Below are 22,069 nucleotides of genomic sequence, written 5' to 3' on the forward strand. Positions count from 1 at the left end.
GCGGTGGGGGAGAGGGCAGTACTGACCCCGGGCTGACCCCGGGGATGGTCCCGGGCGTTGTCTAGTTCTGGTGGAGGGCCTCGTTGAGCTCGACCGAACCGGTGGCACGGGCGACGGCCTCCACCGCGCCACTCACCGAGTTACGGCGGAAGAGCACGTTGGAGACACCGGAGAGGTCGGACGCCTTGACAACATCGCCGTCGGCGACACCGGCGACACCGGCGGCATCGGCGACCGCGCCGTTGACGACGACCTTGGTGCCGAAGGTGACGTACAGACCGGCTTCGACGACACAGTCGTCGCCGAGGGAGACACCGACACCGGCATTCGCGCCGAGCAGGCAGCGCTCGCCGACGGAGATGACCTCCTTGCCGCCACCGGACAGGGTGCCCATGATCGAGGCACCGCCGCCGACGTCGGAACCGTCACCGACGACCACGCCACCGGAGATGCGGCCCTCGACCATGGAGGAGCCCAGGGTGCCGGCGTTGAAGTTCACGAAGCCCTCGTGCATCACGGTCGTGCCCTCGGCGAGGTGGGCGCCGAGACGCACGCGGTCGGCATCGCCGATGCGGACCCCGGTGGGAACGACGTAGTCGACCATGCGGGGGAACTTGTCGACGGAGTACACGGTGACCCGGCCGTGGCGGGACAGCTTGGCTCGGGTGGCCTCGAAGCCCTCGACGGCGCAGGGCCCGAAGTTGGTCCACACCACATTCGACAGCTTGCCGAAGACACCGTCGAGGTTGACCCCGTGCGGACGGACGACCCGGCCGGAGATCAGGTGCAGACGCAGGTAGGCGTCCGCGGCATCGGTCGGGGCGGTATCGGTGTCGGCGATGACGGTGTGGACGACCTCGCGGCGGACCCCACGGTCGGCGGCGGTGTCGTCGGCACCCTCCAGGTGGCTGAGGTCCAGCGGGGAGGCGGGTGCCTCACCCAGGCCGAACTCGGGGTACCACACGTCCAGGACGGTGTCGTCGGCGGTCAGGGTCGCGATTCCGGTTCCATAAGCGGCAGTCATGGTCGTCAAGCCTACCGGTCAGCCAGACGGTCTGTGTCAATAGACGTGGTGCCGGCTGTGCCGGCTGTGCCGTCGGTGATGACAGTGCCGTCGGGGTTGATGACACCGCGGGCGACGTTACGACGTCCCACGTACCAGCCCAGCAGACTCAACAGGGCGAAGGCGATGGTGACGGTGACGACCTGGTCGCGGGCGACGTCGTCGAAGAGCATCAGGACGGTCAGGCCGACCAAGGCGATGATCGTGATGATCGGCAGCGTGGGCCACGCCCACATCTTCACCGACAGCGACCCCTCGGCCTCGAGTTCGCGGCGCAGCTTCAGTTCGCTGGCGACGATGCCGAGCCAGATCACCAGCAGGCAACCACCGACGGCGTTGAACAGCAGGTTGATCAGGTTGTCCGGTCCCCACAGCTGCAGGCCCACGGAGATGAAGGCGAAGATCAGCGAGCAGATGACCGCCGGCAGCGGCACCCGCTGGGAGGAGACCTTGCGGAACAGCTTCGGGGCGTTGCCCTGGTGGGAGAAGGAGAACATCAGGCGCGATGTGGCGTAGATCTGGGCGTTGAACGCCGAGAGCAGGGCCAGCACGATGATCGCCTCCATGAAACCGACCACCCCGGGGATGTCTGCCATGGCCAGCACCCGGGTGAACGGGGAGTCCGCGGCGACGTCGGCGTCGTCGAGGGTGGTGTAGTTCAGCAGGGCGCAGATGACCAGGACAGAACCGAGGTAGAAGACCATGATGCGCCAGACGACCGCACGCACCGCGGCGGTGATCGCCTGGGCGGGCTTCTCCGACTCAGCGGCGGCGATGGTGACGATCTCGATGCCGCCGAAGGCGAAGGCCACGGCCAGCAGACCGGCGGCGATGCCGGAGATGCCGTTGGGGGCGAAGGGGGTGAAGTTGTCCACGCCGACCGGCTCATGCCCGGGGAGCAGGCCGAAGACCAGCAGCACACCGATGGCCAGGAAGAAGACGATGACCGCGACCTTGATGAACGAGAACCAGTACTCGAACTCACCGAAGCCGCGCACCGCGGACAGGTTGACCACGGTGAACAGAACCACGCAGATCAGCCCGGGGATCCAGCCCTCGACACCGAACCAGTTGCCCATGATGGCCCCGGCACCGGTGATCTCGGTGCCCATCACCATGATCAGCATGAACCAGTACAGCCAGCCCAGGGAGAACCCGGCCCACGGACCGAACGCCATCCGGGCGTAGGTGGCGAAGGTACCGGAGGCCGGACGGGCAGCGGCGAGCTCACCGAGCATGCGCATCACGAAGACCACGATGACACCGGCGACGATGTAGGACAGCAGCACCGCCGGCCCCGCGGCGTTGATGCCCACGCCGGTGCCCAGGAACAGTCCGGCGCCGACGGCCGACCCCAGTCCCATCATGGTCAGGTGACGGACCTGCAGTCCGTGACCCAGTTTGCGGTTGCCGACCTCGGCCTGGGGTGCGGCCGATGTGTCGGCCGCCCCGGTGGCCCCGGTGCCCTCTGCGTGTTCAGTGCTCATGGACAGTAATTGTCCCACACCTGCCGGGCGGCGCCAGCGATCGGCCATTAGAGTGTTAACCACGATGACTACCGCCACGACACCCCCGAACATTGACCTGACGGCCTCCCCCGTCGAGCTCACCCGCCAGCTGGTGGACGTCCCCAGCCAGTCCCACCAGGAACAGGCCCTGGCCGATGCCCTGGAAACAGCGCTGACCAGACTTGCCGCCGAGGTCGGCGGGAGTGTCGGCATGACCGTCGACCGACTCGGTAACACCCTGGTCGCCCGGACGAACCGGAACCTTCCCAGCCGGGTCGTGTTGGCCGGTCACATCGATACCGTCCCCCCGGCCGACAACCTCCCCTCGTTCAAGGGGCCGGACGCAGACGGCAACGACTGTCTCCACGGGCTCGGCACCGTGGACATGAAGTCCGGGGACGCGGTGTACCTCCACGCCTTCGCCACCCTGGCCACCGCTGAGGAGCTCGTCCACGACCTCACCCTGATCCTGTACGAGGGTGAGGAGGTCGCCTCCCGGTTTAACGGGCTGCTCCACGTCGCCGAGGCCCACCCGGAATGGCTCGCCGGTGACATCGCGCTGCTCGGTGAACCCTCCGGGGCCATGATCGAGGCCGGCTGCCAGGGCACGTTGCGGGTGCGGGTCACCGCCCACGGCACCCGCGCGCACTCCGCCCGGGCCTGGCTGGGGGACAATGCCGCCCACAAACTCGGTCCGGTGATCTCACGGATCGCCGAGTACCAGCCGAGGCAGGTCGATATCGACGACTGCGTCTACCGCGAGGGGCTCAACGTGGTCCACCTGGAATCCGGGGTGGCGACCAACACCCTGCCCGACGAGGCCTGGATGTTCGTCAACTTCCGCTTCGCCCCGGACCGCAGCGAGGACGAGGCACTGGCGCACACCTGGCAGGTGCTCGGCGTGGGAACGCCGGACGAACCGGCCGAGGGCTTCAGCCTGGAGATCGACGACATCGCACCGGGCGCGCTACCGGGCCTGCACCAGGTGGCCGCCGCCACACTGGTGACCGCCACCGGCGGCAACGTCCGCGCCAAGTACGGATGGACCGACGTCGCCCGGTTCTCCTCTCTCGGCGTGCCCGCGGTGAATTTCGGCCCCGGTGACCCCGGGCTGTGCCACACCCCGCAGGAGAACTGCCCGGTGGAGATGATCGAGACCGTCTCCGCCCAGCTGATCAGCTACCTCACCACCCCGACAGGAGCCCCCGAGTGAGCTACATCGACCGTTCCTTCAGTTACACCGGCCCGGTGCTCCGGCGTGGCGACCTGCCCGGCGCCCGCATCCGGTCCACCACCGACCAGCGACTGCTCGACGAGCAGCCCTCCACCGACTGGAAGCACTCCGACCCGTGGCGGGTCATGCGGATCCAGTCCGAGTTCGTCGAGGGATTCGGGACGCTGGCGGAGATCCCCAAGGCGGTCACCGTCTGGGGCTCCGCGCGGGTCAAGGTGGAGCACCCCTACTACGAGATGGGTGTGGAGCTCGGCCGTCGTCTGCACGAGGCAGGCTATGCGGTGATCACCGGGGGCGGTCCGGGGTTGATGGAGGCCCCCAACCGGGGAAGTGCGGAGGCTGGCGGTGTGTCCGTCGGGCTGGGCATCGAACTGCCGATGGAGCAGGGGCTCAATGACTGGGTCACCCTCGGACTCAACTTCCGGTACTTCTTCGTGCGCAAGACCATGTTCCTGAAGTACGCCCAGGCATTCGTGTGCCTGCCGGGCGGCTACGGCACCCTCGACGAGCTTTTCGAAGCGCTGGTCATGGTGCAGACCGGGAAGGTGCGACGGTTCCCGATCGTCCTGCTCGGCTGTGATTTCTGGGGCGGGTTGGTGCAGTGGGTCCGCGGCCGACTCGTCGAGGAGGGGATGATCGGCGAGTCCGACCCGGATCTTTTCTTGCTGACTGACTCCCCGGAGGAGGCCGTGGCACATATCGTTGAGGTACACCGCGGTCGTGTCGAGGAACTGGAACGTCGCCGTCAGGGTCTGCTCAAGGAACTCCGCGATCTTGAGGGGCACAGTGACTGGCTGGAGAACGGACACAACGGAACCCCCGAATAGTTCAGAACCTGATCAGGAGGAAAGCAGCGTGAAGAAGACCCCGAGTCTGCCCCGGCACGTCCCGGACGTCACCGTCGGCGACCCGGTGGACGGTGGCGACGTCATCGACTGCCGGGTGGTCGTCGGTGAGATCCCGGAAACCGGTGTGCGCGCCGTCCTCGCCGACGACGGGGTCTGGGAGGTGGCTGTCCCGGCGCAGCCGGTGGCGCTGACTGACCTGGCCGAGCTGTCCGATGAGCCCCGGCTCGGCGACGACGGGTGGCGGGCCGCGGGGGCGGTGCTGATGCGTCGACTCGGGGCACTGGTGGCCGGTCATCCGGTGCGTGCGAAGCGACACACCGTCCAGATCTCCCTGCCGGGGTCCACCACGACCATGAACCTGCGCAACCTCGCCCAGGGACTGATGCTGGGGAGCCGCCGCATCGCCGTGCGCCGGAAGGACGCCCCCGCCGAGGTGCGGCAGGTACACCTCAACCTGGACGGACTGGACCCTCATGTCGTCCGACGTGCCACCGACAACGTGGACAAAGGGTGTGTCCAGGGCGGCGCGACGGCCCTGGCCCGTGACATCACCGGGTTGCCGGGCAACGGGGCCCCCCTGCGTTGGTGGCGTCGCCAGATGAAGTCTCTGCTGGCCGAGATCCCGGGGACCCGGGTGAAGACCCACGGTGTCGCCTGGCTGGAGCGCAAGGGCTTCGGTGGGCTGCTGTCCACCGCCACGGGTGGTGTCGGTGGTGCCGCCGGTGATCCTGATGTCGACGGGACGCCGGGTCTGGTGGAGTTGTTCTGGGACCCTGCGGCGGCCGAAGGTGATCTCACCGACGATCAGCCGGACGTGCTCCTCGTCGGTGGCGCGGAGGTGGCCGCGGCCGTCCGGGCCCTCGCCGACCTCAAGGGACCGCGCAAGGTGGTCGGGATCATCCCGGTCTACAGGCGCAGTACCACAAGCGGGGTCCAGGTCGTCGCCAGTGCCGTGGATCCTGGTGGGTCCGGGTACAGCCTGGTGGAGCATGTCAACGGCCTGACCACCCAGGTACCGTACGCCGCGACCCCGCAGCAACAGGCCCAAGTGGCCAGGCGGTTGGCCCTGGCCGATGTAGTGGCCTACGGGGTCAAGCGGTACCAGCCGCGCCGGGTCGTGGTGGTGGCGCCGGTGTCGGCGGCGTCGAAGTCGGCGCTGGGGGAGCGTACCGGTGCCGTGTTCGGTTCGGAGCAGGCCGTGAAGCGGGTGACCTTCCGTGGCGCCCGGGTCGGGGAACGGTGGTGGCCGATGCCGACCCCGTCCTGGCTGGAGTCGTCGGTGACCGGGAAAGTCAGCGATGTGACCGTGCGCGCCGACGGTCCGGATGCGGTGATGGCCGCGATGTTCCTGCGCCGGTTCGCCGGGCAGGTTCCCTGCACGGTCCTGGACATCACTGGGCCGGTTCGCTCCGAATCGGTGTCCGGTGACATCGACCGGGGGAGCACCGGTTTCGCGGCGCGGACTCTTGTAGAGTGGTTCAGGAAGTAGGAGCGCCCCGCGTGCTCCGTGTGATTCCGTTGCGCCATCACCAGCGATCTCTCGAGGGGAGACCAGCACTCGTGCTCTCAGACGTCATTGACCTGCTCGCCGACCCGGTTGACGGCACCGCGCTGCGCCAGGGGGACGACTCCTGGCGCACCCTGGTGTCCGAGTCCGGGCACAGCTACGACGTTGCCCGGCAGGGGTACGTGACCCTGGCAGGCGGGGCGGGGCTGCGGTACTCCGGCGACGATGCGGAGATGATCCAGGCCCGTGAGACCTTCCTGTCGGGCGGACATTTCGCCCGCTTCGTCGAGGCAGTCACCGACAACGTCACCCGGGCCCTGGACGATGCCGGGGTGCCCGATGACGTCCCGCCGTCGATCCTGGAGGTCGGCGCCGGAACCGGGTACTACCTGGCTCACACCCTCGATTCGATCGACGGGGCCCGCGGTGTGGGCATCGACGTGTCCGTGCCCGCGGCGAAGCGGCTGGCGCACTGCCACCCGCGGGTCGGTGCCGTGGTGGCGGACGCCTGGTCGAGGCTGCCGTTGTGTGATGGTTCGGTGAATGCGGTGACCGTGATCTTCGCACCGCGTAACGCCGCCGAGTTCGCCCGCGTCCTGGCCCCTGAGGGACAGGTCGTGGTGCTGACGGCTGATTCCGGCCACCTGGCTGAGCTGCGGGAGCCGCTGGGCATCATTGATGTCGAGGAGGGCAAGGTCGACCGGATGATCGCCCAGGCCTCCGGTCACCTGGTCCCGGTGGGGGAGCCGGAGACCGTGGAGTTCAGCATGGAACTCGACCAGGCGTCCATCGCGGCCCAGATCGGGATGAGTCCCTCGGCGCGGCACATTCATCCGAAGGTGCTGGCTGAGCGGATCGCTGATCTGCCGGAGACGATGATGGTCACCGCCCGGGCATCGGTCACCCGCCTCAAGCGGGATCCCCAGCTGGGGTAGCTGGCTGCGCTAACCAGTCTCGCGTACTTCCTGCAGTTCGCGCGCACTCGCTCTGCTCGCGTGGCCTCAGCGCAGCGCTCAGCTGCAGCGCACCGACGGGCCCACCTCCTGCGATCGGGAAAGGGGCCCTTTGCTGTGCCCCTCTGTTCCTGCTCCACCCTTCTGTGTAGGCACCGCTCATCCCCACCCCTCTGTGTCGGTTCGGCTGCGCAACCGGGCTTCCTGGAAAGTGGCCCTGTCAACGACAGTGGCATGTGGTCGCAGCAGAGAAAAGTCGCATCGTCAGCGGCACACCGACGGCAGTGGCATTGTAGATGGTCAACTGGCTAGTGTAGATGGCCGGATTCCTGGTCGTTTCCGGCCGTTTGGACTGACCAGTTGACCGTTTACAATGCCAGCTCACTATGGGGCAAGGTTTAGACCCCTCCCCGGGAAGTACGGCTAGCCGGGATAACCGGGACAGTCGGGTTCTCTCAGTCGATCGACGGGTCGATGCCGGCGGTGAGATCCCGGTCGGCCAGGGCTGCCTCGCGGATCAGTCGTTCCTGCTCCTCGGGGTCGTGGAGGTGGGCGAGTCGACGCTGCAGTGACCGGCCGAGGGATTCGAGGGTGGAGATGACACCGGCCCCGCCGCGGGGGGTCACGGCGAACTGGTCCACCAGCCCGGTGTTCGTCAGTGCGGTGGTCAGGGACACCAACCCACCGTCGGCGAAGACCTCGCACACCGGTCCGTCGATGAAGATCGTCAAGGTGTCGCTGTCGCCGTCGGCCAGTGGGGCGCGACGCACATCGCCCTGTCGGTCCACGGCAACGTGGTCGCCACAGTGAGTGACCGTGACGAGGCTTTGCCCGGAGTCGTCGACGACGTCTACGGTGACGGAATCGTCCTCCCGGTCACCGTCCACGGTCAGTTGTGCGGTGAACACCGCCGCCTGGTCGGTGTAGGAGCGTACTGCGGTGGGCAGGCCGACGACGTCCTGGTAGAGATGCCCGCCGCGCAGGGTGAGGAACCGGGGGATCGACAGGCAGTTGGCCCAGGTGTCATGTCCGGAAGCGACATCGGTACTTGTGGGGACGGACCCGACGAGGCCGGCGATCACCGGTCGTTCACCGTGGACGAGGCGGGGGCGGGTGAAGTCGTGCCCGTGGTCCAGCACGGTGAACCCGGTGGTGGCGTGGAAGGTGGTGCCGTCAAGGTTGCCCACCAGATAGCCGGTGGTTTCCGGGATCTGCCCGGAATCGTCGGGGGCCTCCGCGGTGCTCGGGTGGGTGATGAACAGGACGTCCCGACGCTCTCCGGAGTCGCGGTCGGTCATCACCGCGATCCGCGGGGCGTACGGCCGCGATTCCGGGGTGATGCCTTCCGGGGTGCCGCTGAAGGTGAGCGGCCCCTGCACCGTCCAGTGTTGCCGGTCCGCGGAGGTCAGCACCACGATGTCGGCGGCCCGGTCATCGGTCAGCGACAGGGCGAGCATCAGCCAGCCGGAGCCATGCGGGATCACCGAGGGGGTGACCAGGTCGGGGACCGGGAAGGCGGAGTCATCGACGTCGATGGGGCCGAGGCGTTCGACGAGTGGGGAGACCACCGTGGGGTCGTCGGTGATCTCGTCGGTGGTCGCCCCGAGGTCGTTGATCCGGGCGCGCTGCACCGTGAAGGTACGTTCGCCGCGATGACCGTGGGGGACGGTGTTGGAACGCTGGCCGGCGGGATCCTGGCTGTCAGTGGTGGTGGTGACGAAGAACAGTTCGACGGTGTCGTCCACCGGCACCGAGGAGCCCGCCAGACAGTCGAGTTCGTCGCCGGTGGGTGCCAGGACATCGTCGCAGACATCCCATCCGTAGGGCAGGCCGGAGGCCACCTGGTGGGCCCACCGGGCGCCGGCGTCGGCGTGCGGACGGAACTGGTGGAAGACGTGGAGGACGTCGCCCATCGCGAGGGCTCCGGCGGGGGCTTCGAGGACACCCACCTCGGCGGTGACGTGCAGTTCAGGTCGTTTGCGATTCACGCCCATCCTGTATACCAAAAGTCGTTGGCGAAGGGAGGTCCCCGCAGGGTTCGGGGCTACTGTCCGCTTTTGGTGACGATCGTCGATCCAGCACCCAGGGGAAGCCTGGCGACGGTGACAGCGCCGGTGGTCGCGATCTCGGCCAGGTGGTGATCGGCCTCCCGTGCGGCCCGGACCTGTCGGTCGGTGTGTTCGGGGTCGCCCAGGGTGCCGTCCAGCAGGGAGTCCAGCAGGACCAGGACCCCACCGGGCCGTAGCGCCGGCAGGGCAGCATCGACGGTGGCGGAGAGATGCTCGACCTCTGACTCGGAGATGATGAGGTCGTAGGCGTCGGAGGCCAGTCGGGTGACCCCGTCGAGCGGTGCGGACGGCAGGAAGCGGTAGGCATTGGTGCGTACCCCGGCACCGGCGAAAGTGTGACGTGCCAGGGTCTGGTGCTGGGCCTCCGGGTCGATGCAGGTGACGTGCCCGCCCACGGCGCCGAAGCCGGCGAACAGGTGCAGGCCGATGACACCGTAGGCCGGGGACATGACCACGGCGGTCGGCGGGGCGGATCCGGCACGGGCGGCGAGGAACGTCAGGAACTCGCCGGTCATCGCGTCGGGCGTCGTCAGTCCGTACTCGGCGGCCGCGTCGCGTGCGGCGACCAGGTGGTCGTCGGCCACGGCAGTGTCGTTGACGTAGTCACGGACGGCGTCTGAGGCGGAGCTGGGAAGTGCGTTCACGAGTGCTCACTTTAGGTCAGTTCTGTGCCGGTGGCGGTACCTTTTCCGGCGAGTCGGAGCGGCGACGGCCAATGTGTGAATGCAGTGACTGATGGGATTGAAGTGGCGTTCACGTGGCGCCGGGAGCGGCTGGACAGCGGCCCTGTGGGCAGGATAGATTTGACTGAGAACGTTAGTCAGGAGTCCGGCTCATCTCACCCGGGGTGGACTCACAGTGAACGTCCAGTCATCGAGTACGAGATGACAATGTCCGTGCATCAGGATGGAGACCATGAACCCCGCCACATCGTCCTCCCAGACCTTGATCCAGGACGACAGCGCCACTGCCGCCTTCGACCGTGGCGAAGGCGACATGCCCACGTGGGCGGAACTCGTCGCCGAGCACGCCGACGGTGTCTACCGACTGGCCTACCGGCTCAGCGGTGACCCGCAGGATGCCGAGGACCTCACCCAGGACACCTTCATGCGGGCCTTTCGCTCGCTGAAGACGTACCGGCCGGGCACGTTCTCGGGCTGGCTGCACCGCATCACCACCAACCTCTTCCTCGACATGGTGCGTCACCGGGCGACGATCCGCATGGAGGCACTGCCGGAGAATTACGACCGCGTGGAGGGGACGCGGTCCGGTCCCGAGCACGCCTTCGAGATGAACAACCTGGACCCGGCGCTGCAGCGTGCGCTCGACGACCTGTCGCCGGAGTTCCGCGTGGCGGTGGTGCTCTGTGACGGCCTCGACATGACCTACGAGGAGATCGCCGACACCCTCGGCCTGAAGATGGGTACCGTACGTTCGCGTATCCACCGGGCCCGGACCCAGCTGCGACAGAGCCTGGAGCGTTCCACCGGGGAGCTGAGCTACGTACCGCGGGGCTAGAAGATCGCTAGAGTGGTGGGCGCAACGGGCCGTCGGGATGGAGCTGACCGTCCGTTAACGACGAAGAGGAGAGTGGCGACCATGACCGACACAGGGGCATTCTCCGCCGTCGGCCACCTCACTCCCGAGGTCGTTGCCGCCCTGGTGGACGGTGAGCTGAGCCGGGGCGCGGAGCAACGGGCCAAGGTCCACCTGGTGCACTGCCAGGAGTGTCGGAATGAAGTCCGGGCCCAGCGACAGGCCGCCGACCGGTTGCGTGGCAGTGACCCGCTGGACGGGGTACACATCTCCGGCACCCTGTTGGACCGACTGACGCAGATCCCGGTGGTCTGCGATGAGTCAGAACAATCCGCCGGCGTTGACGCCACAGCAGGTTCCGGGGACGGCAACGTCTCCGACGAGGTCGGTCCGGACGGCTGTCGGCGCCCGGACACCTTCTCCGGTCGCATGGCTGCCGCCATGCGTCGGGTACAACGCAGGGGAGGGGCCGCACAGCCCAACTCGCGGGGGTATCGCCGAGGGCGGTAGGATCTGATTCGTCAGCGCAGTCAGTCGACCGGAAGGCAGATACACGGTGTTCTCGAACATCGGATGGTTTGAGGTTCTCATCATCCTTGTCGTCGGTATCGTCGTCGTCGGACCGGAACGCCTGCCACGGATGATCAACGACGTCAAGGCTCTCCTGCTGGCTGCCCGCCGGACGGTGGCGAACGCCCGTAAGGAGTTCGACGAGGACTTCGGGGAGGACTTCGAGGAGTTCCGTAAACCGCTGGAGCAGCTCAACAGCGTGCGACGGATGGGGGCGAGGGGCTTCATCACCAAGACCCTGCTGGACGACGACGACAGCATGCTCACCGACCTGGAGACGTCCGCGCGTGAGGTCACGAACGCGGCGAAGGGCACCGCTGAGGCCGTCCGTCACCCGGGCCGGGCACTGCGTGCCCAGGAAGAAGCGGACCGGGAGCAGGCGAAGAACAACCAGCCCACCGAACTGCCGACCGAGCGTCCGACAGCGTCCGCCACTGAGCCCGCCAGTGACACCGGTGCCGCAGCCGTGTCCGCGCCAACGCCCGGCGAGGTCCCCGACGACCCTGCAATACCGGAGCGCCGCGTGGAGGTCCCCCAGCAGGACGAGGCCGGCGTCTCACGTGACTGGAGCAACGCCGACGGGCTGGACGACGCGATGTAACTCCCTTCCGGGAGGACGTCCTAGTTCGACGTCACGCCCAGGTTCAGCGAACGGCCGGCCAGGGACTGTCGACGGGTGACCAGCGAATCGGCGATGCTGCCGAGTGCCTCGCCCGCCGGGGAGTCCGGCTCCGAGATGGCGATCGGGTTGCCGAGGTCGCCCCCGATACGCAGATTCGGGTCCAGCGGGATCTGCCCCATCAGCGGCACATCGCCACCGGTGATCTCGGTCAACCGGTCGGCCACCACCTGACCGCCACCGGAGCCGAAGATCTCCATACGGGTACCGTCCGGCATGTCCATCCAGCTCATGTTCTCGATGACCCCGCCGATCCGCTGACGGGTCTGCTGAGAGATGCTGCCGGCGCGCTCGGCAACCTCCGCGGCCGCGGCCTGTGGGGTGGTCACGATGAGCAGCTCAGCGTTGGGGACCAGCTGGGCCACCGAGATGGCGACGTCACCGGTACCGGGCGGGAGGTCCAGCAGCAGCACGTCGAGGTCCCCCCAGAACACGTCGGCGAGGAACTGCTGGATCGCACGGTGCAGCATCGGGCCACGCCACACCACCGGCGCATTGCCGTCGAGAAAATGGCCGATGGAGATCATCTTCACCCCGTGCGCCTGCGGCGGCATGATCATGTCGTCGACCTGGTGCGGGCGGCGGTCCGAACCCATCATGTGCGGCACGGAGTGGCCGTAGATGTCGGCGTCGACCACACCGACGTTGAGTCCACGAGCGGCCAGGGCAGTCGCCAGGTTGACCGTCACCGAGGACTTGCCGACACCGCCCTTACCGGACGCTACGGCGTAGACACGGGTGGTGGACTCCGGCTGGGCGAAGGGGACCACCGGTTCGGCCTTGCCGCCGCGCAGTGACATACGTAGCTCACGACGCTGCTCATCGCTCATCACGTCGGTGGTGACGGTGACCCGTTCGACTCCCTCGACACCTTCGGTGGCTTCCCTGGTGCTGGAGGTCAGGGTGGACTTCATCGGGCAGGCGGCGATCGTGAGGTAGATCTCGACGGCGACATCGGCACCGTCGATCGCGATCGACTTGACCATGCCCAGTTCGGTGATCGGCTTGTTGAGCTCCGGGTCCTCGACGGTGGACAGAGCCTCGCGGACCGCGTCTTCGGTAACAGTGGGAACAGTAGACATCGGCTCCGATAGTACGCTGGTACGCAGCGTACGGGTCAATCGGTGTGTGCGGCCCGGTCTGGCTCGTCGTCGGCTGCCTGGTCCTCCAACTTGTCCTCGATCCGGCGCAGCACGTCATTGAGGTCGTCGAGTTCCCGCCGCAGGTAGTCCCGGGTGACGGTCTCGCCCACCGCGATGCGTACTCCGGCGAGTTCGCGGGCCAGGAACTCGGTGTCCGCCTTGGTCTGGGCCGCACGTTGCCGGTCCTCGTTCAGCGAGACGCGGTCGCGGTCGTCCTGTCGGTTCTGTGCCAGCAGGATCAGCGGGGCGGCGTAGGCGGCCTGGGTGGAGAAGGCCAGGTTGAGGAGGATGAAGGGGTAGGGGTCCCAGTTCCACCAGAGTCCGCCGATGTTGAGACAGATCCACACGATCACGATGACGGTCTGCCACATCAGGTACTGGCCGGTGCCCAGGAAACGTGCGACGCGTTCCGCACCCTGGCCGACCGCGTCGTCGTTGTACGAGAACACCTTGCGCCGGGGGACGACGACCGGGGTGTCGAGGTCGGTGCGGTTGAAGTTGTCCGGCATAGCTCTCCTCAGTCGGTCACAGTCAGTGTTGCAGGGGCTGTTGCAGGGGATTCTGCAGGGTCTGTCGCGTCGGCGGTGTCACGTTCGGACCGCCACCCGTCATCGCGCCAGTTCTCCGGCAAAAGGTGGTCGAGGAGGTCGTCGACACCGACGGCACCGAGTAGGTGGTGGTTCTCGTCGAGGACCGGGGCGGCCACGAGGTTGTAGGTGGCGAAGTAACGGGCCGCCGTCTCCTCACTGTCCTCCGGATGCAGGGCGGGCAGGTCCAGGTCGAGGATGCCGCCGATCAACGACGACGGTGGTTCGCGCAGCAGTTTCTGCAGGTGAACGCAGCCGAGGTAGTGTCCGGTGGGGGTGGCCTGGGGAGGACGCACCACGAAGATCAGCGAACTCAACGACATCGGTACCTCGGGGTTGCGTGCATGCGCCAGGGCCTCGGCGACCGTCGCCTGCGGCGGCAGGATCAGCGGTTCGGAAGTCATCAGCGCACCGACGGTGTCGGGGGAGAAACTCATCAGGCGGCGCACCGGCTCGGACTCCTCGGGGTCCATGAGTTCCAGCAGGACGTCCGCTTTGTCGTCGGGGAGTTCACCGAGCAGATCGGCGGCGTCGTCGGGGTCCATCTCCTCGAGCACCGTCGCGGCACGTTCGATGTTCAGCGCCTCCAGGATGTGGGTCTGCTCATCGTCCGGTAGTTCGGCGAGGACGTCGGCCAGGCGGTCGTCGTCGAGCTCGGAGGCGACCCGGACCCGGCGATCGTCGGAGAGTCCGCGAAGGGACTGGGCGACGTCCGCATTGCGCATGGACTTGAACTCGGCGATGAGCTCGGCGTCGACGTCGCGGGGACCGGCACCGGAGGCGGAGAGGCCGTGGACGTGGCTGAGTGGCACGATCGCCGGGACGCTGCGGCGTCCCAGTCGGGAGCGGGTGACCACGGCCACCCGCGCGACGTCCCACTCCCGGGTCCGGGTGCGTTCCAGTTCCACGTCGGCGATCTCCACCGCCCGGCCGGAGAGGTGCTCGAAGGAGGGGTCGTCGGTGTGCACCTTCGCCCCGATCAGGTCGTCCATCACGGTGATCTCACCGGTGCGGGAGCGGAAGGGACGCATGTTCACTGAACTGGTGGACAGGGTCACCTCCTTCGGGTCGATCGAGGCGACCCGGCCGATCGGGAGGAAGATCCGACGTTTGCCGGCGACCTCAGCCACCAGACCGAGGACCTGCGCCCGGGAGGGACGGATGGTCAGGACCACGTCACGGATCCGGCCGAGTGACTCACCGTCGGTGCCGAGCAGCAGCATGCCGGCCAGTCGTCCGGCGTATACGCGTGTCGTCGTCCATGAGCTTGCCATGAGACTGAAGAGTACCGGTTGTCCCCGCTCACGACATTTCCAGAGGTGTTCCCGGAGTTCTCCCGGGATGGTCCCGGGTTCGTTCCGGAGTGGTCACAACCAGTTGTTGCGACGGAAGATGACCACCAGAGCGATGGCGGAGGCCAGGATGGCCGCGATCGCCGCCGGGTAGCCCCATGACGTGGCCAGTTCCGGCATGTGGACGAAGTTCATCCCGTAGAAGCCGGTGAACAGGGTCGGGACCGCGATCACACCGGCCCAGGCCGAGATTTTGCGCATGTCGGTGTTCTGCTGCATCGAGATTCGGGCACTGGCGGCGTCGATCAGGGTGGAGAGCCGCTGGGCATAGGAGTCGATGCGTCCGGATGCCTGGATCTGGTGGTCCAGTACGTCCCGTATGTAGGCCAGGTGCTGGGCGTCGTGGCTGGACAGCGTCGTCAGGACCGTGGTCAGCGGGTCCAGCGTGTGCCGGATGGTCAGGACTTCCCGCATCTGCAGGTAGACGTCCTCGATGGAGAAGTCACCTGAGCGGGAGAACACGGCGTCCTCCAGTTCGTTGATCTCTTCCTCGAGGGCGTCGGTGATCGAGGTGTAGTGGTCCACGACGGCATCGGTGACGGCGAAGAGTACCGCATGCGGGCCGAAGGACCGACGCAGGACGGACTCCACCCGCGCGGTGCGGTCTGGGGTGGGATCCGGGCTGAGCGCGGTGGGTCGGTGGTCGATCGACAGGACGAAGCTGTCGCCGACGACGACCAGGACCTCACCGGTCTGCATCCTGGGGCCGGAGCCTGTCTCCTGCGTGTTGTCGGGCTGCTCCAGTGTCCTGGCCACCAGCAGTAGTTGATCGTCGTAGTGCTCCACCTTGGGGCGTTGCTCCCCGATGACGGCGTCCTCCACGATCAGTTCGTGGATGCCGAAGACATCGGCCAGGCCGCGCATCAGCGAGACAGGCGGCGCGGGCAGACTGATCCAGCAGAACTGGTCAGACGACAGCCCGCGGTACATGCGTCCCAACTCGTCGGTGTCTGACGGGGTGATCTCCTGGGAGGAGACGGTGCCGTCACCGGAGCGGGTGAAGACGGTGCAGTCAATGGCGATGTCGGTGGCGTCTCCGTCGCCGGGTAGGTGGGTGCTCGAGGTGCTCATGAACAAAAGTTAATCAGACAATGGCTTCGGGGCTATTCTGGGACGGATGCGAGAGATGAAGTGGAGGGTCCGATGTCACGGATGATCGCCGGTGGTTTGTGCGGGATGGCGGTGATTCTCGCGCTGCTGGGCAGTGGTTTGTGGATTCCGCATGCCGTCGGCGGCGTCGTGGCCACGGCTGCGGCCCTGCTCAGTGACCGGGCGCGGGGCTGGGCGATCGTGCCCTGGGTCGCCCTGGTCGTGGTGTTTGTGGTGGCATGGTGGTGATCGACGCCGTGTGGTCGACGATCAGAGCCTTCAGGTCGAACAGAATGAACAGTCCGGACAGAATGAACAGGATGGTAGGCAGGACGATGCGGCGAAACCCTCGTACCCGTGTGGTGACCGGTGTGCTCTGTGCCGGGCTGGCAATGGGGGTCGCCGGCTGCACCTCCAGTGAGTCCACCCGGGTCGCGGCTCCGGCGTTGAAGGCTGCGGAGGAACGAACTCTGGAGTTGGGGGTCACGGACGATCCCGTCCAGCAGCAGCTGGTGGAGAACTACACCAGCGAGTTCGCCGCAGTGGGACGCGAGGTCGAGGTCAGCGAGGTCGAACAAGGTGACCGTGTGCCGCGCCTTCTGGCTGGGGACCTGACGGTGGTGTTGGGGTGCGTCGGCGAACTGCTGGATGAGTTGGACCCCGTGAAGGGCCGGGAGCTGCGGGAGCTGTACACCGAGGCGCAGGCGGAGGAGGCCGGGGGAGGCGAGCCCGTGGACGCCGCCCAGTGGCGGGACATCGCTCATACGACGATGTTCTCGGCGCTGCCCACCGAGCTGCAGGCCAGCGACCCGGGGGAGGCGGTGGGCTGTGCCGATGACTCCCTGCCGCAGAACATCGTGGCGGTATACCGTAAGGGTGAGCTGGACCGACCGGACCGAAAGGCGTTGAACAATGTCGCCGGTGGCGTCACCAGCGCCGAGGTAGCCATCGAGGACGATTGATCCCGGACACGTCTTCCCGGGCAGGATGCCTCGACCCAAACAACCACTCTCGATCGAGAGTGGTTGTTCACCGGTTACCGGAACGCCATAGAGCTCCACGGAACGCCGGCGCGCCTCCGAAACGCCGAACGCCCCGCCCGGGAGGGGCGGGGCGTGGGAACCCGATGGGCGGGGCACAGGACCCGGAGGGCGGGACCTCCTAGGCGAAGGCCTCGTCCAGCAGGGCCTGCTGCTCCAGCTTGTGGACCTTGGCCAGGCCGGTGGCAGTGGAGGACTGGGCACGACGGGAGACGCGCGTCATCGTGAAGTCCGGCAGGCGCTCCATGAGGGTCAGCGCCACGAACTGCCACGGACCCTGGTTGGCCGGCTCGTCCTGCACCCAGCGGAACTCCGCGTTCGGGTAGCGGTCGATGACGTCCTTGATCCGGTTGTGCGGCAGCGGGTGCAGCATCTCGACGCGGACGATGGCGACATCGTCATGGCCCTCATCGGCACGCTTCTTCTCCAGGTCGTAGTAGATCTTACCGGAGCACAACAGCACCTTGGTGATGTTGTCCTGCTTGTCGCCGTTGTCCACCAGACGCGGGTCGTCCAGCACGGAGGTGAAGCTGGTGGTCTCGGTGAAGTCCTCGATGGAGGAGGTCGCAGCCTTGTTGCGCAGCATCGACTTCGGGGTGAACACGATCAGCGGGCGACGCATGGTGCCCATGGCGTGGCGACGTAGCAGGTGGAAGTGGTTCGCCGGGGTGGTCGGCTGGGCGACCGTCATCGAGCCCTCGGCGGCCATCTGCAGGAAGCGCTCGATACGCGCGCTGGAGTGGTCCGGGCCCTGGCCCTCGTAGCCGTGGGGCAGCAGCAGGATCAGGCTGGACAGCTGACCCCACTTGGCCTCGCCGGAGACCAGGTACTGGTCGATGATGGTCTGGGCGCCGTTGGCGAAGTCACCGAACTGGGCTTCCCAGGCGACGACGGCGTCGAGGTTGCCGACGGAGTAGCCGTACTCGAAGCCCATCCCGGCGAACTCGGTCAGCGGGGAGTTGTAGGCCTCGAAGGTGCCACCGTTGCCGAAGTCACCTGCCAGCTTTTCCAGCGGGCTGTAGGGCTCGGCGGTCTCCGAGTCGAACAGCACCGCGTGGCGCTGGGTGAAGGTTCCTCGCAGCGAGTCCTCACCGGCCAGGCGCACCCGGCGACCGTCCTCGGCGAGGGTGGCGAAGGCCAGCAGCTCACCGAATGCCCAGTCGATGCCACCGTTGCGGGACATCTCGTGGCGCCGCTTGACCACCGGCTTGACCCGCTGGTGGACAGTGAAGCCCTCCGGCACGTTGGCGAAGGCATCACCGACCTCGGCGATGACTTCGCGGGACACCGAGGTGTCGAGGCCGCGGGTCAGCGACTGCGAACCTGTGATGCCGGTCTGTTCGGCGGCGGCGCTGCCCTTCTCCGCCTCGCGCACCTGGTTGAAGACGGTCTCCATCTGGTCGTGGAAGTCGTCGGCGGCACGCTTGGCGTCCTCGGCGGTCAGCTCACCACGGCCGACCAGGGTGTCGTGGTAGAGCTCACGCACGGTCGGACGGTCCTCGATGAGGTCGTACATCCGCGGCTGGGTCATCGACGGGTCGTCGGACTCGTTGTGGCCGCGACGGCGGTAGCAGACCAGGTCGATGAAGACGTCCTTGTCGAAGCGGCGGCGGTATTCCACGGCCAGGCGGGCGACCCAGACCACGGCCTCGGGGTTGTCACCGTTGACGTGGAAGATCGGGGCGTCGAAGCCCTTGGCCAGGTCGGTGACGTAGTGGGTCGAACGGCCGGCGTCAGGGGTGGTGGTGAAGCCGATCTGGTTGTTGACCACGACGTGGACGGTACCGCCGACGGTGTAGCCCTTCAGCTTGCCCAGGTTGATCGTCTCCTGGACGATGCCGAGGCCGATGAAGGCCGCGTCACCGTGCATCAGGATCGGCATGATCGGGTTCTCGTCGGCGTTGGGGGAGAGGTCCTGGTGGGCCCGGGACAGGCCCTCCATCACCGGGTTGACGGCCTCGAGGTGTGAGGGGTTCGCGGTCAGGTGGATGTCGATGTCGTTGTCACCGAACATCTGGGTGTACTGGCCGGACTGGCCCAGGTGGTACTTCACGTCACCGGAACCACCGGCGACGGTGGGCTCGATGTTGCCCTCGAACTCGGTGAAGACCTTGGCGTAGGGCTTGCCGACGATGTTGGCCAGGACGTTGAGTCGGCCACGGTGCGGCATACCGATGACGACCTCTTCGAGGCCCTGCTCGGCGGCGGTGTCGACGGCGGCGTCCAGCAGCGGGATCAGTGCCTCGGCACCCTCCAGGGAGAAGCGCTTCTGGCCGATGTACTTGGTCTGCAGGAAGTTCTCGAAGGCCTCAGCGGCGTTGAGGGTCTGCAGCAGGTACTTCTGCTCGGGGTTCGACAGTGTCGGCTGGCCACCCTCGATCTGCTGCTCGAGCCAGTTGCGCTCGTCGCGGTCGAGAATGTGGGTGTACTCGGAGCCGACCTTGAGGGTGTAGGCCTTGCGCAGGGTGGCGAGCACCTCGCGCAGGGTCATCTTCTCCCGACCGGCGAAGCCACCGACGTTGAAACTGCGGTCGTAGTCCCACAGGGTGAGACCGTGGGTCTCGATGTCCAGGTCGGAGTGGTCCGGGATCGGCAGACCCGGCTGGGTCCACTGCAGCGGGTCGATGTCGGCGATGAGGTGACCGCGGGCGCGGTAGGCCTCGATCAGCTGCATCACGCGGGTCGACTTGTCGACACCGATGTTGGGCAGGTCCTGGCTCCAGCGCACCGGTGCGTAGGGCACCGACATGGCGTCGAAGAGGTCGTCCCAGAAGTCGTCGTTGATCAACAGGCGGCTGATGTCGCGCAGGAACTCACCGGACTCCGCACCTTGGATGATGCGGTGGTCGTAGGTGGAGGTCATGGTGACAAGCTTGCCGACACCCATCTCGGCGAGACGGTCCTCGGACGCACCGGCGAACTCGGCCGGGTAGTCCATGGCACCGACACCCACGATGGTGCCCTGGCCGCGGGTGAGGCGGGGCACCGAGTGGCGGGTGCCGATGCCGCCGGGGTTGGTCAGCTGGATGGTGACTCCGGAGAAGTCGTCCATGGTCAGCTTGCCGTTGCGGGCACGGCGGACGATGTCCTCGTAGGCCTCGACGAAGCCGTCGAAGGTCAGGGCCTCGCAGGCACGGATGGCGGCGACGACGAGGTTGCGCGCTCCGTTCTTGCTGACCATGTCGATGGCCAGACCCAGGTTGATGTGCTCCGGGGTCACCATGACGGGCTTGCCGTCGACGACCTTGTAGCTGTTGTTCATCGACGGGTGGGCCTGGACGGCCTTGACCATGGCCCAGCCGATGATGTGGGTGAAGCTGATCTTGCCCTTACCGCGGGAGACCAGGTGCTCATTGACCATGGCGCGGTTCTCGAACATGAGCTTCGCCGGCATGTCGCGCACCGTGGTGGCGGTGGGGATCTCCAGCGAGATGTCCATGTTCTTGGCGATGGACTTCTGGGCTCCCTTCAGCTGCTTCTCGCCAGCCTCCGGGGCATCGACCGGAGCGGCGGGTGCCGGCGGTGCGACGCGCTCGGGGATCGGGTTCACCGACCGTGCCGGGGTCGCGGGCTGAACCGGCTTCGGTGCCTTGCGCGGTGCGGAGGGTGCCGGGGTGGCGGCTGCCGCAGGCGCTGCTGACGACGGGGACTCCGTCGTGGTGGGGGTTGTGGTCTCCCCCGGTGTCGTCCCGTTCGCCGATGCATCGGCAGTCCCCGGCTGGTCAGCCTGGTCCGGCCGCGTGCTGAAAAGCTCCCGCCATTCCTGGTCAACGGACTGCGGGTCTTTCTTGAACTGCTGGTACATCTGGTCGACCAGCCATTCGTTTTGGCCGAAATTGGTGCTGTTCACAGCAGGTCCTCGCCTCATTTCGTGATGTGGTCAATCTCGGTTAACCACACTACTACAATGTCGTGACGATGCGATGAGCCGGGGGAGGGTACCATAACGGCAGATGAGCGTATGTTTTCAGGTGTAGTTTGTGTGCCGAGGATCTCACGCGGACCGGGTGTGTGATCACTGCCTACCGGCACGTTGCGCCGTGCGGCTAGCATGGTGGCGTTGCGGCGCACACAGCGTCGGAGGACAACCGTCGAGGAGGTGCCCGTCATGGGCTTCTATGAGGACATCGCTGAATCGTTGGACACCGAGGGGATCGAATCGAGGGTGAATGACGGGACGTTGTTCGTCCCGGTGTCCACCGATCTGGAGATCCAGTTCGTTGAGCTCGATGGTGTGGCCGGTACCGCGCTGACGGCGGCCAATGTCTTCCTCGCCATGGCTGACGTGGCCGAGGACGACGAGGAGTTCGAGGCCGCACTGGTCGGGGTGGTCTTCTCGGTGGAGGACGCGGTGGCTACGGTGGCCCGTCACGTGGCCACCGACCAGGTCGTGGGCGTGATCCGTGATCTGGTGGAGGGGACGGATCCGCGGATCGAGGACCTCGAGTTCATCCAGGACCCGGATGACGCACTGCTGGTCTCCGCCGAGATCGGCGAGAGCTCCGAACTCGTCGTCTCCTTCAACGGGGAGGCGACCGTGCCTTCCGCGAAGGTGCGGTTCATCACCCTCGGCGAAGGCCTCGATGATCTGATGGACCAGGTCATCTCGGAGGTGTGGGACGAGGGCGCGGCCGGGGACGAGCTCTCGGAGCTTGAGCGTCAGGCCTTGTTCCAGGGCATGGTCAGCGACGTCGCCGAACAGGCCGAGGAGATTCTCGAGCTGGGTGAATTCACCGACTTTGACCAGCTCTTCGACGTCCTCGCCGTCGCACAGGAGCAGGCGGATTCGTGGGAGGATCTGCTGGTTCCGCTGGAGCAGCTCTGGGATGACGAGGATGACGAAGGCGATGACGAGGTTGACGAAGGGATCGTCAGGTGACGGTCCCCGTTGG

Annotated in this window: 19 protein-coding genes; 10 read left to right on the forward strand and 9 right to left on the reverse strand. The window is 66.9% G+C overall.

Annotation, left to right across the window (positions count from 1 at the left end):
- Nucleotides 1-61: 61 nt before the first annotated feature.
- Both dapD and ACTXPP_RS08770 read right to left on the reverse strand, forming a co-directional pair.
- Entirely contained in the window at nt 62-1,024 is a 963-nt protein-coding gene (gene dapD, locus ACTXPP_RS08765; protein ID WP_301497898.1) for a 2,3,4,5-tetrahydropyridine-2,6-dicarboxylate N-succinyltransferase, read from the reverse strand.
- An 11-nt stretch (nt 1,025-1,035) separates the two neighbouring features.
- Nucleotides 1,036-2,430 carry an amino acid permease gene (locus tag ACTXPP_RS08770; RefSeq protein ID WP_367618713.1) on the reverse strand — a complete coding sequence of 465 codons (1,395 nt, stop codon included), beginning with the start codon at nt 2,428-2,430 and terminating at the stop codon, nt 1,036-1,038.
- Between the two features lie 184 nt (nt 2,431-2,614).
- Here ACTXPP_RS08770 and dapE point away from each other — a divergent pair, with 184 nt between their 5' ends.
- The 4 genes from dapE to ACTXPP_RS08790 all read left to right on the forward strand — a co-directional run bounded on the left by dapE (nt 2,615) and on the right by ACTXPP_RS08790 (nt 7,095).
- Nucleotides 2,615-3,784: a succinyl-diaminopimelate desuccinylase gene (gene dapE, locus ACTXPP_RS08775; protein WP_301520305.1), complete on the forward strand. Its 1,170-nt coding sequence runs from the start codon at nt 2,615-2,617 to the stop codon at nt 3,782-3,784.
- The gene (locus ACTXPP_RS08780; protein ID WP_489926552.1) at nt 3,781-4,632 is read left to right on the forward strand and encodes an LOG family protein; all 852 of its coding nucleotides are present in this window, start codon (nt 3,781-3,783) and stop codon (nt 4,630-4,632) included. Before dapE ends, ACTXPP_RS08780 begins: the two co-directional genes overlap by 4 nt.
- Nucleotides 4,633-4,660: 28 nt before the next feature.
- Nucleotides 4,661-6,142, forward strand: a complete 1,482-nt coding sequence (locus ACTXPP_RS08785) for an aminopeptidase (protein ID WP_443341818.1) — start codon at nt 4,661-4,663, stop codon at nt 6,140-6,142.
- A 71-nt stretch (nt 6,143-6,213) separates the two neighbouring features.
- Nucleotides 6,214-7,095 carry a methyltransferase domain-containing protein gene (locus tag ACTXPP_RS08790; protein WP_301496362.1) on the forward strand — a complete coding sequence of 294 codons (882 nt, stop codon included), beginning with the start codon at nt 6,214-6,216 and terminating at the stop codon, nt 7,093-7,095.
- 473 nt (nt 7,096-7,568) lie between these two features.
- Here ACTXPP_RS08790 and ACTXPP_RS08795 read toward each other — a convergent pair whose 3' ends face one another.
- Together ACTXPP_RS08795 and ACTXPP_RS08800 are read right to left on the reverse strand one after the other, a co-directional pair.
- On the reverse strand, nt 7,569-9,107 hold the full coding sequence (locus tag ACTXPP_RS08795; protein WP_443341820.1) for a glycoside hydrolase family 32 protein: 1,539 nt from the start codon (nt 9,105-9,107) through the stop codon (nt 7,569-7,571).
- Between the two features lie 50 nt (nt 9,108-9,157).
- Nucleotides 9,158-9,826 (reverse strand): O-methyltransferase, encoded by a 669-nt coding sequence (locus ACTXPP_RS08800; protein WP_301496366.1) that lies wholly within the window; start codon nt 9,824-9,826, stop codon nt 9,158-9,160.
- Nucleotides 9,827-10,088: 262 nt separating this feature from the next.
- On the opposite strand from ACTXPP_RS08800, the gene sigE reads away from it, so the two are divergent.
- The 3 genes from sigE (at nt 10,089) to tatB (ending at nt 11,889) form a co-directional block, all read left to right on the forward strand.
- A complete protein-coding gene (gene sigE, locus ACTXPP_RS08805; protein WP_443341822.1) occupies nt 10,089-10,700 on the forward strand; it encodes an RNA polymerase sigma factor SigE in 612 nt (203 codons plus the stop codon).
- A gap of 81 nt (nt 10,701-10,781) precedes the next feature.
- Nucleotides 10,782-11,228, forward strand: coding sequence for an anti-sigma factor (locus ACTXPP_RS08810; protein ID WP_301496369.1), 447 nt, complete (start codon nt 10,782-10,784; stop codon nt 11,226-11,228).
- A gap of 46 nt (nt 11,229-11,274) precedes the next feature.
- The gene (tatB, locus tag ACTXPP_RS08815; protein ID WP_367618712.1) at nt 11,275-11,889 is read left to right on the forward strand and encodes a Sec-independent protein translocase protein TatB; all 615 of its coding nucleotides are present in this window, start codon (nt 11,275-11,277) and stop codon (nt 11,887-11,889) included.
- A 20-nt stretch (nt 11,890-11,909) separates the two neighbouring features.
- Here the strand turns inward: tatB and ACTXPP_RS08820 are convergent, their stop codons facing one another.
- The 4 genes from ACTXPP_RS08820 to ACTXPP_RS08835 form a co-directional block, all read right to left on the reverse strand.
- Nucleotides 11,910-13,049 (reverse strand): Mrp/NBP35 family ATP-binding protein, encoded by a 1,140-nt coding sequence (locus tag ACTXPP_RS08820; protein ID WP_301496371.1) that lies wholly within the window; start codon nt 13,047-13,049, stop codon nt 11,910-11,912.
- Nucleotides 13,050-13,084: 35 nt separating this feature from the next.
- Nucleotides 13,085-13,618 (reverse strand): DUF1003 domain-containing protein, encoded by a 534-nt coding sequence (locus ACTXPP_RS08825; protein WP_301496373.1) that lies wholly within the window; start codon nt 13,616-13,618, stop codon nt 13,085-13,087.
- Nucleotides 13,619-13,626: 8 nt separating this feature from the next.
- Nucleotides 13,627-14,970 (reverse strand): magnesium transporter MgtE N-terminal domain-containing protein, encoded by a 1,344-nt coding sequence (locus ACTXPP_RS08830; RefSeq protein ID WP_301496374.1) that lies wholly within the window; start codon nt 14,968-14,970, stop codon nt 13,627-13,629.
- Nucleotides 14,971-15,063: 93 nt separating this feature from the next.
- Nucleotides 15,064-16,119, reverse strand: a complete 1,056-nt coding sequence (locus ACTXPP_RS08835; protein ID WP_301496376.1) for a magnesium and cobalt transport protein CorA — start codon at nt 16,117-16,119, stop codon at nt 15,064-15,066.
- Nucleotides 16,120-16,191: 72 nt separating this feature from the next.
- Between ACTXPP_RS08835 and ACTXPP_RS08840 the strand changes: the two genes are divergently transcribed.
- Both ACTXPP_RS08840 and ACTXPP_RS08845 read left to right on the forward strand, forming a co-directional pair.
- A complete protein-coding gene (locus ACTXPP_RS08840) occupies nt 16,192-16,386 on the forward strand; it encodes a hypothetical protein (protein ID WP_301496378.1) in 195 nt (64 codons plus the stop codon).
- Nucleotides 16,387-16,472: 86 nt separating this feature from the next.
- On the forward strand, nt 16,473-17,099 hold the full coding sequence (locus ACTXPP_RS08845; RefSeq protein WP_301496380.1) for a hypothetical protein: 627 nt from the start codon (nt 16,473-16,475) through the stop codon (nt 17,097-17,099).
- 199 nt (nt 17,100-17,298) lie between these two features.
- Here ACTXPP_RS08845 and ACTXPP_RS08850 read toward each other — a convergent pair whose 3' ends face one another.
- Nucleotides 17,299-21,027, reverse strand: coding sequence for a multifunctional oxoglutarate decarboxylase/oxoglutarate dehydrogenase thiamine pyrophosphate-binding subunit/dihydrolipoyllysine-residue succinyltransferase subunit (locus tag ACTXPP_RS08850; RefSeq protein ID WP_301520600.1), 3,729 nt, complete (start codon nt 21,025-21,027; stop codon nt 17,299-17,301).
- A 258-nt stretch (nt 21,028-21,285) separates the two neighbouring features.
- Here ACTXPP_RS08850 and ACTXPP_RS08855 point away from each other — a divergent pair, with 258 nt between their 5' ends.
- Nucleotides 21,286-22,056 (forward strand): hypothetical protein, encoded by a 771-nt coding sequence (locus ACTXPP_RS08855; RefSeq protein WP_443341848.1) that lies wholly within the window; start codon nt 21,286-21,288, stop codon nt 22,054-22,056.
- The last annotated feature ends 13 nt before the right edge of the window (nt 22,057-22,069 follow it).

The sequence above is a fragment of the Candidatus Corynebacterium faecigallinarum genome, from assembly GCF_052264515.1.
Classification (GTDB): Bacteria; Actinomycetota; Actinomycetes; order Mycobacteriales; family Mycobacteriaceae; genus Corynebacterium; species Corynebacterium faecigallinarum.

What these genes read in the sequence shown, in the direction of transcription:
- dapD (WP_301497898.1), bottom strand. Translation starts at nt 1,024, where the DNA reads ATGACTGCCGCTTATGGAACCGGAATCGCGACCCTGACCGCCGACGAC.
- ACTXPP_RS08770 (WP_367618713.1), bottom strand. Translation starts at nt 2,430, where the DNA reads ATGATGGGACTGGGGTCGGCCGTCGGCGCCGGACTGTTCCTGGGCACC.
- dapE (WP_301520305.1), top strand. Translation starts at nt 2,615, where the DNA reads ATGACTACCGCCACGACACCCCCGAACATTGACCTGACGGCCTCCCCC.
- ACTXPP_RS08795 (WP_443341820.1), bottom strand. Translation starts at nt 9,107, where the DNA reads ATGGGCGTGAATCGCAAACGACCTGAACTGCACGTCACCGCCGAGGTG.
- sigE (WP_443341822.1), top strand. Translation starts at nt 10,089, where the DNA reads ATGGAGACCATGAACCCCGCCACATCGTCCTCCCAGACCTTGATCCAG.
- ACTXPP_RS08810 (WP_301496369.1), top strand. Translation starts at nt 10,782, where the DNA reads ATGACCGACACAGGGGCATTCTCCGCCGTCGGCCACCTCACTCCCGAG.
- ACTXPP_RS08820 (WP_301496371.1), bottom strand. Translation starts at nt 13,049, where the DNA reads ATGTCTACTGTTCCCACTGTTACCGAAGACGCGGTCCGCGAGGCTCTG.
- ACTXPP_RS08825 (WP_301496373.1), bottom strand. Translation starts at nt 13,618, where the DNA reads ATGCCGGACAACTTCAACCGCACCGACCTCGACACCCCGGTCGTCGTC.
- ACTXPP_RS08830 (WP_301496374.1), bottom strand. Translation starts at nt 14,970, where the DNA reads ATGGCAAGCTCATGGACGACGACACGCGTATACGCCGGACGACTGGCC.
- ACTXPP_RS08835 (WP_301496376.1), bottom strand. Translation starts at nt 16,119, where the DNA reads ATGAGCACCTCGAGCACCCACCTACCCGGCGACGGAGACGCCACCGAC.
- ACTXPP_RS08840 (WP_301496378.1), top strand. Translation starts at nt 16,192, where the DNA reads ATGTCACGGATGATCGCCGGTGGTTTGTGCGGGATGGCGGTGATTCTC.
- ACTXPP_RS08845 (WP_301496380.1), top strand. Translation starts at nt 16,473, where the DNA reads ATGCGGCGAAACCCTCGTACCCGTGTGGTGACCGGTGTGCTCTGTGCC.
- ACTXPP_RS08855 (WP_443341848.1), top strand. Translation starts at nt 21,286, where the DNA reads ATGGGCTTCTATGAGGACATCGCTGAATCGTTGGACACCGAGGGGATC.